The organism is Apibacter raozihei (assembly GCF_004014855.1).
Taxonomy (GTDB): Bacteria; Bacteroidota; Bacteroidia; order Flavobacteriales; family Weeksellaceae; genus Apibacter; species Apibacter raozihei.
Map to the genome: position 1 here is coordinate 2,754,188 of NZ_CP034930.1, position 17,948 is coordinate 2,772,135.

The 17,948-nt window shown below is 30.2% G+C and carries 17 protein-coding genes; 9 read left to right on the plus strand and 8 right to left on the minus strand.

The window, feature by feature from the left end; genetic code table 11:
• Nucleotides 1-6: 6 nt before the first annotated feature.
• From metK to mazG, 5 genes are all read left to right on the plus strand, one after another.
• The gene (gene metK, locus EOV51_RS12225) at nt 7-1,275 is read left to right on the plus strand and encodes a methionine adenosyltransferase (RefSeq protein ID WP_128152811.1); all 1,269 of its coding nucleotides are present in this window, start codon (nt 7-9) and stop codon (nt 1,273-1,275) included.
• A gap of 27 nt (nt 1,276-1,302) precedes the next feature.
• Nucleotides 1,303-1,716, plus strand: coding sequence for a Holliday junction resolvase RuvX (ruvX, locus tag EOV51_RS12230; RefSeq protein ID WP_128152812.1), 414 nt, complete (start codon nt 1,303-1,305; stop codon nt 1,714-1,716).
• Between the two features lies 1 nt (nt 1,717).
• Entirely contained in the window at nt 1,718-2,293 is a 576-nt protein-coding gene (gene def / locus EOV51_RS12235; RefSeq protein WP_128152813.1) for a peptide deformylase, read from the plus strand.
• Nucleotides 2,294-2,329: 36 nt separating this feature from the next.
• Nucleotides 2,330-2,932, plus strand: coding sequence for a DUF5606 family protein (locus EOV51_RS12240; protein WP_128152814.1), 603 nt, complete (start codon nt 2,330-2,332; stop codon nt 2,930-2,932).
• 67 nt (nt 2,933-2,999) lie between these two features.
• A complete protein-coding gene (gene mazG / locus EOV51_RS12245; RefSeq protein ID WP_128152815.1) occupies nt 3,000-3,770 on the plus strand; it encodes a nucleoside triphosphate pyrophosphohydrolase in 771 nt (256 codons plus the stop codon).
• A gap of 118 nt (nt 3,771-3,888) precedes the next feature.
• Here mazG and dnaJ read toward each other — a convergent pair whose 3' ends face one another.
• The gene (gene dnaJ / locus EOV51_RS12250) at nt 3,889-5,013 is read right to left on the minus strand and encodes a molecular chaperone DnaJ (protein WP_128152816.1); all 1,125 of its coding nucleotides are present in this window, start codon (nt 5,011-5,013) and stop codon (nt 3,889-3,891) included.
• A gap of 36 nt (nt 5,014-5,049) precedes the next feature.
• A complete protein-coding gene (locus EOV51_RS12255) occupies nt 5,050-5,607 on the minus strand; it encodes a nucleotide exchange factor GrpE (RefSeq protein ID WP_128152817.1) in 558 nt (185 codons plus the stop codon).
• A 151-nt stretch (nt 5,608-5,758) separates the two neighbouring features.
• Here EOV51_RS12255 and EOV51_RS12260 point away from each other — a divergent pair, with 151 nt between their 5' ends.
• Both EOV51_RS12260 and EOV51_RS12265 read left to right on the plus strand, forming a co-directional pair.
• Nucleotides 5,759-6,742: a LuxE/PaaK family acyltransferase gene (locus tag EOV51_RS12260; RefSeq protein WP_128152818.1), complete on the plus strand. Its 984-nt coding sequence runs from the start codon at nt 5,759-5,761 to the stop codon at nt 6,740-6,742.
• A gap of 103 nt (nt 6,743-6,845) precedes the next feature.
• On the plus strand, nt 6,846-7,430 hold the full coding sequence (locus EOV51_RS12265; protein ID WP_128152819.1) for a YdcF family protein: 585 nt from the start codon (nt 6,846-6,848) through the stop codon (nt 7,428-7,430).
• Nucleotides 7,431-7,454: 24 nt separating this feature from the next.
• Here the strand turns inward: EOV51_RS12265 and EOV51_RS12270 are convergent, their stop codons facing one another.
• Entirely contained in the window at nt 7,455-9,989 is a 2,535-nt protein-coding gene (locus EOV51_RS12270; RefSeq protein WP_228427629.1) for a TonB-dependent siderophore receptor, read from the minus strand.
• Nucleotides 9,990-10,300: 311 nt separating this feature from the next.
• Between EOV51_RS12270 and EOV51_RS12275 the strand changes: the two genes are divergently transcribed.
• Together EOV51_RS12275 and EOV51_RS12280 are read left to right on the plus strand one after the other, a co-directional pair.
• Nucleotides 10,301-12,985, plus strand: a complete 2,685-nt coding sequence (locus tag EOV51_RS12275) for a PD-(D/E)XK nuclease family protein (protein ID WP_128152820.1) — start codon at nt 10,301-10,303, stop codon at nt 12,983-12,985.
• Between the two features lie 66 nt (nt 12,986-13,051).
• Nucleotides 13,052-14,278 carry an aminotransferase class V-fold PLP-dependent enzyme gene (locus EOV51_RS12280; RefSeq protein ID WP_128152821.1) on the plus strand — a complete coding sequence of 409 codons (1,227 nt, stop codon included), beginning with the start codon at nt 13,052-13,054 and terminating at the stop codon, nt 14,276-14,278.
• Between the two features lie 26 nt (nt 14,279-14,304).
• Here the strand turns inward: EOV51_RS12280 and EOV51_RS14695 are convergent, their stop codons facing one another.
• The 5 genes from EOV51_RS14695 to EOV51_RS12300 all read right to left on the minus strand — a co-directional run bounded on the left by EOV51_RS14695 (nt 14,305) and on the right by EOV51_RS12300 (nt 17,932).
• Nucleotides 14,305-14,475, minus strand: a complete 171-nt coding sequence (locus EOV51_RS14695; protein WP_164875309.1) for a hypothetical protein — start codon at nt 14,473-14,475, stop codon at nt 14,305-14,307.
• Between the two features lie 103 nt (nt 14,476-14,578).
• The gene (locus EOV51_RS12285) at nt 14,579-15,415 is read right to left on the minus strand and encodes a TPM domain-containing protein (protein WP_228427630.1); all 837 of its coding nucleotides are present in this window, start codon (nt 15,413-15,415) and stop codon (nt 14,579-14,581) included.
• Nucleotides 15,369-15,791 carry a TPM domain-containing protein gene (locus EOV51_RS12290; RefSeq protein WP_128152823.1) on the minus strand — a complete coding sequence of 141 codons (423 nt, stop codon included), beginning with the start codon at nt 15,789-15,791 and terminating at the stop codon, nt 15,369-15,371. The genes EOV51_RS12285 and EOV51_RS12290 overlap by 47 nt, the downstream gene beginning before the upstream one ends.
• Before the next feature lie 23 nt (nt 15,792-15,814).
• On the minus strand, nt 15,815-16,432 hold the full coding sequence (locus EOV51_RS12295; RefSeq protein ID WP_128152824.1) for a LemA family protein: 618 nt from the start codon (nt 16,430-16,432) through the stop codon (nt 15,815-15,817).
• Between the two features lie 123 nt (nt 16,433-16,555).
• Nucleotides 16,556-17,932 carry a tetratricopeptide repeat protein gene (locus EOV51_RS12300; protein ID WP_128152825.1) on the minus strand — a complete coding sequence of 459 codons (1,377 nt, stop codon included), beginning with the start codon at nt 17,930-17,932 and terminating at the stop codon, nt 16,556-16,558.
• Nucleotides 17,933-17,948: the final 16 nt, after the last annotated feature.

Below are 17,948 nucleotides of genomic sequence, written 5' to 3' on the forward strand. Positions count from 1 at the left end.
AAAAATATGCCTTACTTATTTACATCCGAATCGGTATCGGAAGGCCACCCAGATAAAATAGCAGATCAAATATCTGATGCTATACTTGATAACTTCTTAGCTTTCGACCCCGAATCTAAAGTAGCTTGTGAGACTTTAGTTACAACGGGACAGGTAATTCTTGCGGGAGAAATAAAATCAAATACCTATATTGATTTACAACATATTACCCGGGATGTTATCCGAAAAATAGGTTATACCAAAAGTGAATATAAATTTGAAGCTGAATCTTGTGGTATATTATCGGCATTACATGAACAATCTCAAGACATTAACCGTGGAGTTGATAAAGTAAATAAGGAAGAGCAAGGGGCTGGTGATCAGGGAATGATGTTTGGATATGCAACCAATGAAACTGATAATTTTATGCCTATGGCATTAGATATTTCACATAGCATTCTAAAAGTTCTTGCTAAAATAAGAAAAGAAGGTAAAGTAATGACTTATCTGAGACCGGATGCTAAGGCTCAGGTTACTATAGAGTATGACGATAATAATAAACCGGTTAGAATTGACACTATTGTTCTTTCTACTCAGCATGATATGTTTCATCAGGATGAAGAAGTAGTGTTGGAACAAATTGCTAACGATGTAAAAAATATTGTAATTCCTGAAGTTAAAGCAGAATCGAAAGAAGAAATCAAAGCACTATTTGATGGTGATATCATATATCATATCAATCCTACAGGAAAATTTGAAATTGGAGGTCCTCATGGTGATACTGGTTTAACGGGACGCAAAATAATTGTAGATACTTACGGTGGTAAAGGAGCTCACGGAGGAGGTGCTTTTTCAGGAAAAGATCCTTCAAAAGTAGACCGTTCCGCAGCCTATGCAACACGTCATATTGCAAAAAATTTAGTAGCAGCTGGAATCGCTGATGAGGTACTTGTACAGGTATCCTATGCTATCGGGGTTACCGAACCTTGTGGTTTGTATGTAAATACTTATGGCAGTTCTAAAGTTAATCTAACCGACGGAGAAATTGCTGCAAAAATTGAAAAAATATTTGATTTACGTCCCTATGCCATTGAAAAAAGATTAAAACTTCGAAACCCTATTTATGCTGAAACAGCAGCTTATGGTCATATGGGAAGAAGAAATGAAACAATTGTTAAACGTTTCGAAAGAAACAGTGACGGTGGAAATGTAGAAGTTAAAGAAATTGAAGTTGAACTTTTCACTTGGGAAAAACTTGATTTTGTTCAAACTCTTAAAAAAGAATTTAATCTGTAAATCTCTTTATTAATTATATTAATATTTATGCCTAAAATACTAGCAATAGACTTCGGAGAAAAAAGAAGCGGATTAGCAGAAACTGATGATATGCAAATTATTGCAAGTGGATTAGCAGGCATTTTCACTAAAGATTTATTTTCTTTTTTAGAAAAATATATTCTCAAAAATTCCGTTGAGAAAATAGTTATAGGTTTACCTGTACGTCTTAACGGGGAACTATCGGAAATTGAAAATTTAATTCAAAAATGTATTTTAAAAATCAATACTTTATATCCGGATATTCCGGTTGATAGAATTGATGAAAGATTTACATCCAAAATAGCAGCACATTCAATAAGTATGAGTGGCAAAAATAAAAAGAAAAGAGAAGATAAACATTTATTGGATGAAGTAAGTGCAACGCTTATACTTCAAACTTATTTAGATAAAAAACAATAAGATGATTTTACCTATTTTCGCTTACGGCGATCCTATATTAAGAAAAAAGACAGAAGATATCGATCAAAATTATCCTGAATTGGATCAATTGATCTCCAATATGTATGAAACCATGTACAAAGCCTATGGTATTGGCTTAGCTGCCCCACAAATTGGTCTTAATATTCGCCTGTTTATCATAGACGCTTCTCCATTGGCAGAAGATGAAGAATATGAATCTATTAAAGATGAATTACTGGATTGTAAAAAAGTATTTATCAACCCTAGAATCATTGAAAGAAGTGGTGAGCCCTGGAAATTCAATGAAGGTTGTTTAAGCATTCCCGATATAAGAGAAGATGTAAGCAGACCTGAAATAATTAAAATTGAATATTTTGATCAGGACTGGAATAAAAAAATAGAAACTTTCGGAGATATAAGAGCTCGAATAATTCAACATGAATATGATCATATCGAAGGAATTTTATTTACTGACCACTTATCACCTTTAAAGAAAAAATTGGTTAAAGGAAAACTAAACAATATTAGTAAAGGAAATATTGATGTTGCATATCGAATGAAATTTCCTTCTCATTAATTATTAAATAAATATAATATTAGCATAACACACATTATGGATCTTACGAAAATAATTGCAATTACTGGAAAACCCGGTTTATTTGAATTAGTATCTCAGGCAAAAGGTGGATTTATTGTAAAAGACCTTACCTCTCAAAAGAAATTATCTATTAACTCGAACAGTCAGGTAAGTTTATTACAAAATATTTCTATTTATACTCAAGATTCTGAAGTTCCTTTAGTAACTGTATTAATTACAATTTCAGCTAAGCATGATTATAAGGAAATTGATTTTAACAAAAGCGATTCTCAGAAGCTAAGAGCTTTAATGGAAGAAGTTCAGCCAGATTATGCTGCCGACAGAGTATATGATTCTGATTTGAAAAAATTATTTTCCTGGTATAACATATTAGTTAAGAATAAGATTATTACTGAAAAATCTGTAGCTACATATCAGGAAAATCTAGCTAAAGCTAAAGAAGAAATGGAGAAAGCAGAAGCTCAAAAAGAAATTACTGCTGAAACAAGTGAAGAAAAAACTTCTAAACCTGCAAAAGCTACCAAGAAAAAAATTGAAAAAGACGATAAAGATAGTATAGAAGAAAATAAAACAGCTAAAACTACTAAAGCTGCATCTAAAAAGAAAACAGATAAGTAAGTTTACAATTAATTATTTAAAAAGGAACTGTTTTTGAAACAGTTCCTTTTTTTATTATCTTTAGACTATGAATTCAAGACAAAATAATTTAAAGGCATTTAATCGACTACTTGATATTATGGATGAACTCCGGGAAAAATGTCCCTGGGATAATAAACAGACGATGCAATCTTTAAAAAATAACACTATTGAAGAGACCTTTGAATTAGCGGATGCCATTCAAAACAATGATATTCCTGAGATTAAAAATGAATTAGGGGATTTAATGCTGCATCTAATCTTTTATTCTAAAATTGCTTCTGAATCTCAATTATTTGATATTGGAGATGTTTTAAATGGTATATGTGATAAATTAGTATATCGGCATCCGCATATTTATGGTGATGTAAAAGTAGAAAATGAAGAAGAAGTAAAACAGAATTGGGAAAAATTAAAATTAAAAGAAGGAAGAAAATCGGTGCTGGAAGGAGTTCCTTCTTCTCTACCTGCCTTAATTAAAGCTTACAGAATACAGGAAAAAGTAAAAGGTATCGGTTTTGAATTTGAAAATAATAGTCAGATACTTAACAAAATTAAAGAAGAAATTAATGAATTTGAAAATGAAGATGATTTAGAAAATAAAGAAATTGAATTTGGTGACGTTTTGTTTTCTTTAATTAATTATGCGCGCTATAATCAGATTAATCCAGAGAATGCTCTGGAAAAAACAAACCGAAAATTTATTTCAAGATTTCAAATGATGGAACAACTAGCCAATGAATCTAATAAAGAACTTTCTCAATTAACTATTAACGAAATGGATAAACTTTGGAATGATGCTAAAGCTTTTGAAAAATAAGTCTATTGGGTTGAATCAATAGAAATTTAATTACTAAGCCTAGCATATTAAAATATATAGTGAGATAAAAAAACCTTAAACTATTGCTTAAGGTTTTTTTATCTTATTTATTACCTAATTAAGAAAACATATCTTTTATTTTTTCAAAAAATGTTTTATCATTTTTAGTCGGTTTAGGAGAAAAATGCTCGTCTTCTACCATCTTTTCAAAAAACTCTTTTTGATCTTTAGTTAATTTACCAGGATTAGGTGTCCAAACGTTAATATGAATAAACAAATCTCCATGACCATAAGCCTGCATTTGTGGAAGTCCCTTACCTTTTAATCGAAGTATTTTACCCGATTGAGTTCCAGCATCAACAGTAATTTTGACTTTACCATTTACTGTTGGTATTTCTTTTTTGGCTCCTAAAACAGCCTCAGGCATTGAAATGTATAATTCATAATGAAGGTTATCTCCTTCTCTTTTCAGGTGTTCGTCTTCAATTTCTTCAATGACAACAATTAAATCTCCGGGAATACCTCCAAACGGGGCGTCATTTCCTTTTCCGCGAGCCTGAATTTGTATTCCTTCTCTAACACCAGCCGGTATTTTGATAGTAACTTCTTCTTCAACTTTTATAAGTCCCATATTATTGGCACCCGGAGGTATATGATCGGCAACTTTTCCAGTTCCATTGCAAGTACCACAAACGGTCTGTGTCTGCATTTGTCCAAAAGGAGTATTCATTACTCTTCGGGTTTGACCTGAACCGTGACAAGTAGGACAAGTTTTAGAGGTTGCACCTGGTGCTAATTTGAACCTTTTAACTTTTATGGTTTTTTCTACTCCATTAATAATTTCTTTGAGAGTTAGTGATAACCGTATTCTTAAATTAGAACCCTGTACCTGCTGTGGCCGTGAAGAAAATCCTCCAAAACCTCCGCCACCAAAGGCTCCACCAAATATATCACCAAAATGAGAAAAAATATCTTCCATATTCATTCCTCCGCCACCAAAACCTCCTCCTGCAGCACCTCCTACACCAGCATGACCATATTGATCATAACGAGCCCTTTTCTGCGGATCACTCAATACTTCATAAGCTTCCGCTGCTTCTTTAAATTTTTCTTCGGCTTCTTTATCTCCAGGATTTTTATCCGGATGAAATTTTATTGCCTTCTTTCTGTAAGCCTTTTTTAACTCAATTTCAGTAACAGTTTTGGAAACTTCTAAAACCTCGTAATAATCTCTTTTTGACATGTTTACAACTACTAATAATAAGAAATATGATTAATTTTATTTTCCGATAACTACTTTAGCATATCTAATAACTTTATCGTGCAATAAATACCCCTGCTGCACAACATCTACGATTTTATCTTTTAAGCTTTCATCCGGAGCTTGAATCTGCGTAATAGCTTCATGTAAATCCAGATTAAAATCATCTCCGGACTTTACTTCTATAGGAGATAATCCTTTATCTTTCAGTGTGTTATATAATTTATTATATATAAGTTTTACACCTTCCAAAACAGCTGCATTAGTATCATCCTTTTCCAGTTCTTTCATTGCTCTGTCAAAATCGTCTAATACAGGTAATAAAGATTCAAGTAAATCTTTATTCGAATATTTTATTAAATCCTGTCTCTCTTTGGTTACACGTTTTTTATAATTATCAAATTCTGCAAATAACCGAATGAATTTATCTTTCTCTTGTGCCAATTTTTCCTCTAGTCCGGAATCTTTTTTAATATCTGACAAATTTTCAACATTTTCAGTTTCCTCCTGAGAATTTTGATTATTGTTAGGCTCTTCAATTAACTCATTTTCTTCGTTTTCATTATGTTTTGACATGATTGAATTCCTTTTTAAAATTATTATTCATTAAATATCAATTTTACTGCCAATTTAAATTTACTGTCAAATCGACGTAAGATCATATTTTTAAATATTTCAATCAATCTTAGTAAATTTACACATTCAAATTTTAGTGATTAAAATTCTAATGATAAATCCAAACGATATATTTACTATAAATTCTGAAGAAGAATTTAATAATGCGGCAGTTTCAATATTCAATTATCAGTATACCAATGTTTATGTATATAAAAGATTTGTAGATTTTTTGAAAATTGATAGTAATAAAATTAAACATTATACAGAAATACCATTTTTACCAGTTGAATTTTTTAAAAAGCATAAAATACTCGATAATAATATTAATTCTGATGTATTTTATTTTCAAAGTAGCGGAACTACTTCTGAAAATCTCTCCAAACACTTCATTGGAGATGCTAAGATTTATCAAAAAAGTATTTTGGAATCTTTTAAAATATTTTTTGGGGAACCTTCAGAATATATTTACTTAGGTTTATTACCTTCTTATCTGGAAAAGAAAAATTCTTCATTGATTTATATGGTTGATTTTCTAATGAAGCAATCGTCTAAAAAAGAAAACGGTTATTTTCTATATAATTTTGAAGATCTTAATTCACTTATTAAAAAACTGGAATCTAAAAATCAAAAAATTATATTATTTGGTGTGTCATACGCTTTGCTTGACTTTGCTAATATGTTTCCTCAAAACTTAAAAAATACTTATGTAATAGAGACTGGAGGCATGAAAGGGAGAAAAGAAGAAATTACTAAAGATGAGCTGCTAAAAGAACTTCAGAATGCTTTCAACACACAGAATATTTTTTCTGAATACAGTATGACTGAATTATTATCACAAGCATACTCTTTAGGTGAAAATGTTTATAAATGCCCTCCCTGGATGAAAATTTTAATTAGAGATGCAGAGGATCCTTTTGCTTATGAAACTAATGGAAAAACAGGTGGAATTAATATTATTGATTTAGCAAATTATCATAGCTGTTCTTTTATATCCACTCAAGATTTGGGAAAATTAACTGTTTCTGATTCTTTTCAGGTTTTAGGAAGAATGGATAATTCTGATATCAGAGGCTGTAGCTTATTGTTATTGTAATCTTCTGTTATTTTTTAACTTTTTTAACTTTGTCTTAGTAGTTTTTAATTAGAAATCATTTATAAATTTACAACCGTTTAAAACTTAACTGAACGTTTAATTAATGTCTTATTATAAGAAAATATTCAAGTATACACTTGCGTTTATTTCACTGGTTTTCTTCTGGTTTATTGTACACACTGTTATAATTGTTACAGATGGTATTCAGGAAGATATAAGAGATGCAGATGTAGGTGTTATTTTCGGTTCAAAAAACCGGAAAGACGGTTCTTTATCTAAATCTATGGAAAGACGCTTAAACATTGGATTAAAGTTATACAAAGCGGGTCAGGTTCAAAAGTTGATAGTTACCGGAGGTATTGCTCATAAGGGTTATTGTGAAGCTGATTTAATGATGATTTATTTATTAAAAAACGGAGTTCGGTTGGGCGATATTATTGCTGATACGGAAGCTATTAATACAGAAGAAAATGTTGAAAATTCATTAAAAATTATGGAGGATAATAATTTTAAAAAACTTATTATTATTTCTCAATATTATCATATATCACGTATTAAGCTTATGTATTATAAAAAAGGATTTTATAATATTGGTTCAGCCAGCTCACATTATTATAATAAAGAATATCATCCGGGAACTTTGCTCAGAGAGTTTATCGGTTACTATTATTATTACTTTTTTAAATAAGTACCTGAAAAATCTTAAATAGTATTAAAATTTTATAGTGGCTGTAGCTAAAGCATTACGTGGAGCTCCGGGAAACAGTCTCAGATAATTTTGTGCTCCAATCCAATAGGTTTTGTTCATTACATTGTTAACATTGAGCGTAAATTGCATATTTGTATTTTTGGGAGCATAATATAAAGCTAAATCAACTAAAAAATAAGAAGGTACTTTGAATGTTCTGTCAAACCAAGGAATACGATTACTATTATACTGAAAGCCTGCACCAATCCCCCAGTCTTTTATAATATCAATATTCTGAAAGTTATACCTTGTCCAGAAACTGGCACTGTTATAGGGGCTATTCTGTTTTCTGGCACCAATTAAATCGGGATTGTTATCCTTGGTAATTCTTGCATCATTGTAAGAGTAAGATGCATATAAATGCCAATAGGCAGCTATATTAAGTGATATTTCTAGTTCTAAACCTTTACTTCTTTCAGCTCCTCTGGTTATTAATGAATCGGGATATTGAGCGAGATTAGCATTCATTAATAAATTTTTTTGATTTATTTCATAAACAGAGAGATTGGCTACCAACTTATTATTGAAAAAATTGGTTTTAATACCAGCTTCTTTTAAATCGCTGATCAAAGGTTTAAATTTTGCTGCAGATTCCGTACTCCAATTATAGTTACCTGTACTGGGTAATAAACTTGCCGTGTTACTTTGTGGTTGATAACCTTCTAAATAGGTTGAATAAATGTTTATGTTATCACTTAAAATCAAAGTGATACCTAATCGGGGAAGTAATTTATTATTTTTAAAGGATTTTTCATTTTTTTCATCATAATTTGTTTTATCTTCAAACCAATCCTGACGAATTCCGGCTATAACTATGACTCTTTTCCATCTCAATTGTTCTTGTATATAAATAGCTTGATTTCTAGATAAAGTTGGAGGAATAGTAATTTGTGAATTCATTATGTAATTGCTATCCGAGGATGTATGATTCAAATTTATTAAATCAAAATAATTAACATTCGGCTTCGGTAAAGTAACATTATTTATTGTCACGGTTTCATATTGTTCTGCCTTTGTGGGATCATAACGACTGGTAACACTTCCATCTTTCAATATATACCCTCGTGCTGCACTTTGGTTACCTCCTTTAATTTTTTTCCATGCGCTAAAATCAAAACCTGTAATTAGATCATGAGAAATGGGTCCTGTCTTGAAATTATAACTAATATAAGCGTTAAAATTATCTACACTCCAGTTTTGTTTACGTTTTACGTATTGCATTCCCACTAAAGAATTAACAGGATTATTATTTACATCTACAGCAAATGCATTAGTTGTTCTGTGTTCTTGAAGATCTTCTTTCCATGTTTGTTTCATATAAGCAGCATTCATACTTATTTGTTTATTGAATGCATGTGTAAATGTACCCATAAGTATTAAATTCTCAGATTTATAATAATCTCCTTCTTTACCTAAATTAAGGCTAATGGGTGTACTTTTTAAATTTGTTATTCCGGAAACTGCTCCGAATATAGGCTGTCCCCTATCTAAATTACCTGTTTGATTAGTATATATAGTCTCTATATTAACTTTTGTTTTGTTGCTCAATTTATACGTGAATGAAGGTGATAGCAGCAGAGCATCGTTATGCACTAAATCCCTGTAACTTCTCGCTTTTTGAAATCCTGCATTTAATCGATATAATAATGTTTTATTTTCGTTTAACGGTCCGGTAAAATCTAAAGCGCCCCGTATTGTATTATAGCTTCCCGTATTCAATGTTATGGTTTTACTACTTGTAACCAAAGGTTTTTTAGTAATTAAATTTATACTTCCTCCCGGATCTACACTTGCAAAAGTAGCACTTGCCGGACCTTTAATTACTTCAATTTTTTCTATGTTAGTTGTTAATGGCTGTAAAAAATAATATTGTCTGGTACGCATTCCGTTAATTATTTGTCCTTCTTCATTCTGACTTATCCCTCGTATGGTATACTGATTGTAAAAACTGCTAGATTCTACACCGGGAACAATTTTAACTGCATCTGCCAATTGAAATGTCTGCCGGTCTTCGATAATATTATGATTTATAGAGTTTATTGATTGTGGAACTTCTCTAGCCAGCATTGATAATCTTGTTGCACTGGAACTATAATTGTTGATATAACTTTCATTTTTACCCGTAACATTGATTGAAGATAGTTCCGTATATTTTGAATCATTATTTTTATGCTTTATGTCAGATTTAAGTATAACATCTAAAGATTGAACTTTATTTAAATCTAATGTTTGATTTTGTGTATAATATCCTAATGCACTTATTGTTACAATAATTTTATCTGCATTAATTTTATCAATATAGAAATATCCTGTACTATCCGAATAAATTATTGATGATTGTTCAGCTTCATCTATAATTATTTTAGCTTTATTTACAGGATTGTATGTTTCGTCCATTATATATCCTGAAACACTCATCTGGCATAAGCCTGTAAAATTGTTTATAAAAATTAGAAAAAAGACCAGTAGAAAATTTTTATTTATCTTAAGAATATTCATAGAAAATTATTTTTAAAAAAAATTAATTTATATTTATATATTAAAAATATATATAAATACAAAATTTTACATCAATATATAAGCAAAAATATAAAATTAAGATTTTATATACAAAATTTATTTTTACTTTACTTTATTCAAGAATGATTTTATGGAAAACCTGAATATATAATTGTAATCCGATTAGATAAAACTTAACCAATTTTTTTGAAAAGATTGTCGAAAATCTTAGGGAATTAAACGCATTTTAAAATCATTATCTTATAAAATACTTTTTACTACATTTGTTTATAATTGAGTTGAACACGAAAATGTCTTTTATTGAAAATGTAGTTACTAATTTACTGGATAATCAAATTGATTTATCCAAAACCCAAATTATATTACCAGGTAAACGACCTATTATATTTTTTAAAAGGTATTTTTCAGAAAAAGGGTATAAAGGATTCTTACCTAAATTTATAACTATTGAAGATTTTGTTGCCTTGTATAGTGATTTGGTAAAAATTGAAAATATACCTCTTTGGTTTGAAGCTTATACTATTCAAAAACAATTTATTAATCCTGAAGAAAATCTCGAAGACTTTTTGAAATGGATTCCTACACTTTTGAAAGATTTTAATGATATTGATATTTTTTCCAAGGATCCGATGAAAGTTTTAGAGCATCTTACTTCAATTGAAAGACTTGAAAATTGGAGTGAAATACTCGATACCGGCGATAAAGAAAAATTATTTTATAAAAACATCAAATTTTGGGAAAACAATGTTGTATTATATAAAGAATTAAAAGCATCCTTACTAAATAAAGGCTTAGGTACTCAGGGTATGATTTTACATTCTGCAATTCAACATCTGAAAAACACTAAATTATCTGCGGATCAAACTTTTGTATTTGCCGGATTCAATGCTATAACACCCAATGAAGAAATATTGATTAAACATTTTGTTGCTAATTATCATACGCTACTCTATTGGGACTCTGATGAGTATTATATGAAAAAAAATAATCAGGAGTCTGGTTATTTTTTAAGAAAATTTGTTCAATGGAATTATTATGCTAACAGAGAGTTCCTTTGGACTGAAAATAATTTCTCTCAAAAAAAAAATATACATGTAGTTAGCACTTCTCAAGATGTTGCCCAGGCAAAGTATGCCGGAAAACTTCTGGAAAACCTCACGGAATATGAATTACAAAAAACCGCTTTGGTTTTGTGCGATGAAACTATTCTTCCTTCTGTAATGGAAAGTTTACCTGAAAATGTAAAAAGGGTTAACATTACTATGGGATATTCACTTAAAAATTCAATTCTTGCCTCTTTTTTTAAACAGATATTTCAATTACATATATTCAGGGAAAAAAATAAAGCTAAAGGATATTATTACAAAGATGTTTTATCAATCCTTAACCATCCATTATTAGAAAATAATTCAGACGTATATGAGTTATGTGAAGAAATAAATACTTACAATCTGGTATTTATATCAAACTCTTTATTATATGATAAATTAAGCACATGGGAATTATTTTTTATCTTCACTAATTTTGAACATCCTATTGATTTACTTCAGAAATTATATGATTTTTGTAACGAAAAATTTTGGGCATATTCAGAACAGCAAGCTATATTAAAAGAAAATTTTCTGAAATTTAAAAATGTCTTTTCAATACTAATATCACAATTATCTCAAAATTTTTATATTGATAATTTTACTCTTTTATATTCTTTTTACCAGCATATTCTTACTAATGAAAAGATTGATTTTATAGGTGAACCTTTAGAGGGTCTTCAATTAATGGGTGTATTGGAAACTCGTCTGTTGGGATTTGAAAATATTATTATGCTTGGGGTAAATGAAGGTGTTATTCCAGCAGGAAGATCTGATAATTCTTTTATTCCATTTGATGTTAAAAAAAACTATGATATTCATACTTTTTTAGAAAACGATGCTATTTATGCCTATCATTTTTACCGCTTATTACAACATGCAAATTCAATTCATTTAATATATAATAATTTTACAGAAGGATTAAATTCAGGAGAAAAAAGCAGGTTTATCAGCCAATTAGAATTTGAATCTCCACACACTATTCACGAAATTACAGCATCTTATTCAGGGGAATTGGAAAGCGAAAAAGAACTTACTATTGAAAAAACTCCTGCACTGATCAAAGCAATTAAAAACTGGTTAAAAAACCCTGTTTCTCCAACTCATTTAACGAGTTATCATTATGATCCTATTAGTTTTTACTTGCAGAAAATTCTTGAATTGGGTGAAAAATCTGAAATTGAAGAGGAAATTTCGCCTTTGAATTATGGGAATTTGATTCACCATACTTTAGAATCTTTATATTCTCCTTTAAAAAGTCAATATTTAGAAGAAAAATCTTTATTAATTCTTCTAGACACATATAAAGATCATCTGAATGAGTATATAGCTAAAGAACTAAATGCTGATTTGTTTGATCGGGGACAAAATTATCTGCAAAAATTATTAGCTGAAAAAACTGTCGAAAAAATTATACTTCGAGATTTAAACGATATCCGAAACGGCCATAGTATATTTTTAAATGATATTGAAAAAAAACTGACCTCTCATGTATCAATTGAATCTTTAGGAAAAATTCAACTTAAAGGCTTTGCAGATCGCTGGGATATATTTGACGGACAAGACCGAATTATTGATTATAAAACTTCTTCTGTTGGATCACTTAATTTTAAAGCTGATCAATTATCTGAGATTAAGAATAACAAGAATTTTAAATTTTTTATTCAATTAATTTTTTATGCTTACATAGTTTTAAATGAAAAATCAGCTTCAACTATACAGGTAGGAATCTGGAGTTTTAAGAAACCATTTAAAGGAATTGAACTTTTAAATTTTGATAACAATACTATTTTTACCTATCCTCAGGCTTGTGAATTATTTAAAGAGATTACGTCTCTAATCAAAGAGATTGCAGATCCTAATCAGCCATTTGTAAAAAAAATTTAATTAACTCATTACGATTTTCAATGTTAGAATAAATAATATTAATTCATATTTGTTTAAATTTACCTTATGAACATAGATTTAAAATATATACGAAGTCAGTTTCCTATTTTGGAACAGTCTGTAAATGGAAATAAACTGGTCTACCTTGATAATGCAGCAACATCACAAAAACCATATTCTGTTATTAATACTGAAGAAGATTATTACAAAACCATAAATTCCAATGTTCACCGTGGTATTCATACATTAAGTCAGCTTGCAACTGTAGAAATGGAAGAAACACGAAAATCGGTTCAAACCTTTATAAATGCAAAAAAAGATTACGAAATAATTTTTACTAAAGGTACTACTGATGGTATTAATTTAGTAGCCAATGGTATTGAAACTCTTATAAATGAAGGAGACGAAATAATTATTTCCAATTTAGAACACCACTCTAATATCGTACCATGGCAAATGCTAGCTGAGCGCAAAGGATTAATTTTAAAAATTATTCCTGTTAATGACCATGGCGATTTGCTAATGCATGAATATGATAATTTATTGACAGAAAAAACTAAGATTGTAGCTGTAAATCATATTTCTAATGCTCTGGGTGTAGTTAATCCTGTTAGAGAAATCATTGATAAAGCACACCAGTATGGTGCGATTGTCCTTATTGACGGTGCACAGGCAATTCCTCATATGGAAATAGATGTTCAGGAATTAAACACTGATTTTTATGTGTTTTCTTCTCATAAAATGTATGGCCCAACCGGCGTTGGTATCTTATACGGAAAAGAAAACCTGCTTGAGCAAATGAGACCTTACCAAGGAGGGGGAGAAATGATTAAAGAAGTCACTTTTGAAAAAACTACTTACGCTGGTCTTCCTTTTAAATTTGAAGCAGGAACTCCTAATATTGCCGGCAATATAGTTTTGAAAAAAGCAATTGAATTTATGCAGAATATAGGAGTTGAAAATATCAGAAAGCATGAAGAAGATATATTGAACTATACAACAGATCAATTGAAATCTATAGAAAATCTTACTGTGTATGCCTCAGAAGCAAATCAAAGAGCAGGTGCAGTCTCTTTCAATTTTAATATAGACAACATTCATTCTTCTGATGTTGGTTTTATTCTTGATAAGCAAGGTATAGCTGTCAGAACAGGTCATCACTGTGCCCAGCCGATAATGAAACGCTTCGAAATATCAGGTACTGTGCGGGCATCTTTCGCTATATATACTTCTTATGAAGACATAGATAAACTTATTGAAGGATTGGCTAAAGCGCAACAAATGTTACAGTAATATATATATCGATAGAGGATATAAAATTATCCTCTATCAAAATCATCATAATTATATTGTTCGTAGTCATACTCATAATAGATTTCCATTTCATCCTGAAATTCATACTCCCGGTTTTTCTCTCTATTTTTAGTTGTAGCACAACCGGAAATTATGCAAAATAAGCATAATATAAATATATATTTAAGTTTTAACATAATGTATTAATTCATTAGGAACTCAATACTCAATAAAAATAACTATCAATTTCATAGTTCAAAAAAAGAAGCCTTACGCTTCTTTTTTTAATATTTTAATTAATTACCAACTTCCACTTGATCCACCACCGCCAAAGCTTCCTCCGCCACCAAATCCGCCAAATCCGCCTCCGGAACTTCCTCCACGACTACTTCCAAATCCGCCACCTAAGAATCCGCCACCAATTCCACCCCAAAAATCATCATCATTTTTACGTCTTTTCCCATTTCTATCGTAGTAGGTTCCTCCTCCATTGTTTCCTCCAGAACTTATAAAAACTATAAACATAATTACTACAAATACAATAATAGCTACCATTAATCCAGAAAAATCATCTTCATTTTCAGCACTTTTTTTAGCTTTAAATTTACCTTGTAACACATTTATAATCTGATCAGTCCCGGAATTAATAGCCTCATAAAAATTGTTTTCTTTCAGATAAGGAACCATATACTGATTAATAATAATACCCGACATCATATCTGTCATAGCATCTTCCGTTCCTCTCCCGTTCTGAATGGTGAGTTTATGATCATCCGTAGCGATTAATAGCACAATACCATTATTAGATTTTTTTTGGCCTATTTTCCACTTTTCACCCCATCTAGCTCCTACAAAATTTATATCATCTCCATTTATAGTCTTTACTGTGCAAACTAAGATTTCTGTAGATGTAGAATCACTGTAGGTTATTAATTTCTTATTAATAAAATCTTTTTGCTGTTCTGATAAAACATTGGCATAATCATTAACCGGATAAATTTTAGAAGGGGCATCTGGAATTTCAAATTCACTCTGCGCAGAAACAAAAGTTCCTAAGAAAATAGAAAAAGTTAATAAAAGTAACTTAATTTTATCGTGAAATTTCATCAGGAAGTTCGTTTTTAATTGTTTTTCCATTATGTGGAAAATATTTTTTCAGTTTAATTCCGGTTTTATTAATAGCTTTAGTCAGACCTTCTTTATAAAATCCATTTTTAAAATCTGATACAATTTCATTTAAAATCTGATCCCAAAAAGCCTGTTTAACGTAAGTATGTATATTTTGATCTCCTATCACAGCAACTTGCTTCCTATTCTCGGACACATAAAATAAAATCCCGTTTTTATCCTTCGTTTTATCCATTCCAATTTTATAAAAAATCTCCTGGGCTTTAGCTAATGGATCTCCTTCAAGTTTTTGATCTAAATGCACCCGTATTTCGCCGGTCGACATAGTTTCAGCCAATCGAATGGCTTCGATTATTTGTTTTTCATCTTCCGGAGTAAAAAGCATATCGTGATGTTTTATTCTGTAAATTATTTACCGTTTAAAAGTTCATTAACATTGGGTGCTTTTTCTGCTCCTGCATCTGCTTTAAACATTCCTTTTTCTTTTAAACCTTTCATACCGGCAATAATACTTCCCGGAAATTTTTGTATATAATTGTTATAAGTCGTTACAGTAGCGTTATAATTATCTCTTTCAATTTTAATTCTGTTTTCAGTACCTTCCAACTGGTTTTGAAATGATAGTATACTTTGATTAGCTTTCAAATCAGGATATCTTTCAATAGATACTAATAACCTGCTTAAAGCTGAACCAACTCCTGCCTGAGCTTGTTGAAACTCTGCCAATTTTTCAGGAGTAAGATTAGAAGGATCTATTTGAACAGAAGTAGCTTTAGCTCTAGCTTCCACAACTGATGTCAATGTTTCTCTTTCATAATTGGTAGCTTTATTGACTGTTGCAACCAAACTAGGTATTAAATCTGCTCTTCTTTGATAAGCACTTTCTACGCTTCCCCATTTTTGTTTAGAATCATTATCTAACTCAACAATACGATTACTCATAGAAATCCAGTATCCTACTAAAGCTATTCCTATTACAGCCAATACAAGAAATATTCCTCCTCCTATGATACAACCTTTTTTCATATTTTTTACTTTATTTTATTTATAATTTAATAAGTACAAATATCGTGCACAAATTTTTAAATAGAAAAAAAGACAAAAGGCTATTAAAATAGCCTTTTGTCTTTTTATTAATAAGAAAAATTATTAATTATTTTCTTTTCTTAACTGATCTAATTTATCTCTTTTCTGGAGAACTTTATAAGCATTTTCTAAAGCCTGATAAACTGCTTTGTCTTTAGGTTCCAGTTCATGAGCTTTTTCCAGGAAAGGGAGAGCTTTAAAAAACATTTTCTTTCTTTCAACCGTCAGTGCATCGTATTTCTGTTGATCCTCCTTAGATGTTGTTAAATTATTTAATTTATTAACAATCTCTTTATCCGGCTCAAGGGCTAACGCTGCCAAATTGAAATAGGCTGCTGTATAATCCGGTTTAACTGAAACTGCTTTATTATAATATTCTTTTGCTAGATCATATGTTTTTTCATCTTTACTGTATATAACTCCTAAGTTGTATAAAGAAACATAGTCATTTGGATTTTTTTGCACAGATTCTTTTAACCTGTCTACATATTTCTGAGTATTTCCGGTCTGATAATACAGTTCTCCTACCTGAGAACTTAAATTGGTATCTGTAGGAAATTTAGTCAGTCCTTTTTCTGCTAAAGATAAGGCTTCTGAATACTTTTTATCGGCTGTAAGTAAAGAAACTGCATAATTATACAAATCTGCCTCTACAGAAGGAGTAGATTCAATTTTTAAATCTGTATAATCAGCACTTGATGCTTTTTTCAGTAAATTATAATCATTTTCGGATAATGTTACTCTTTCTTTTTTGTTATTTAAAGCGGAATAAGTATTTCTTACACCTGTATAGCCTTCATTAATAAGCTCTTTATATAATTCCAAGGCTTTAGCACTATTGTTTGCAGCATGATAAGAAACGGCAGCATAATATTTATAAACATCATCATCTACACCCGCAGCTTTAGTCAGATAATGTGACTCAAGAAAATCTTCAGCAGATTTTTCAAAATCTTTTGAATTATATTCATCCGTTGCTTTGGTTACAGATGCTTGCCTTTTTTGTTCTAATACCGGTAATAGTTTATTTAAATAATCTGTTCCTGATTTCGTTTCTTTTAAACCGGAAAATCCTTCAGAAACTAATTTATCTGCTTGTTCTTTAGATAAAACAAAAGCTTTTTCTTTGGTATTTTTATTTTTCAAGGAATAAATCGGTCCCTTCTCATATTTAGAGAGTTCTGCCAAAACTTTTGCTGCTTCGAGCGTTTTACCTTGATCTAAATAAGTAGCCCCTTTAACATAAAGATATTTGGCATATAGTTCTGGTTCAATAGATGAAATTTTAGTATTAACTAAAGGGTCAGCCTGTTGAATAAGAGTCTGTGCCTGAGATTTGTTACCTCCTTCAAATGCATTAAAAGCATCTTTTATTTCTTTATCCTGTCCAAACGAGAACAAAGCCATAAGAGTAAGTAATGATATTGTAATTTTTTTCATATCATAATAAATTATA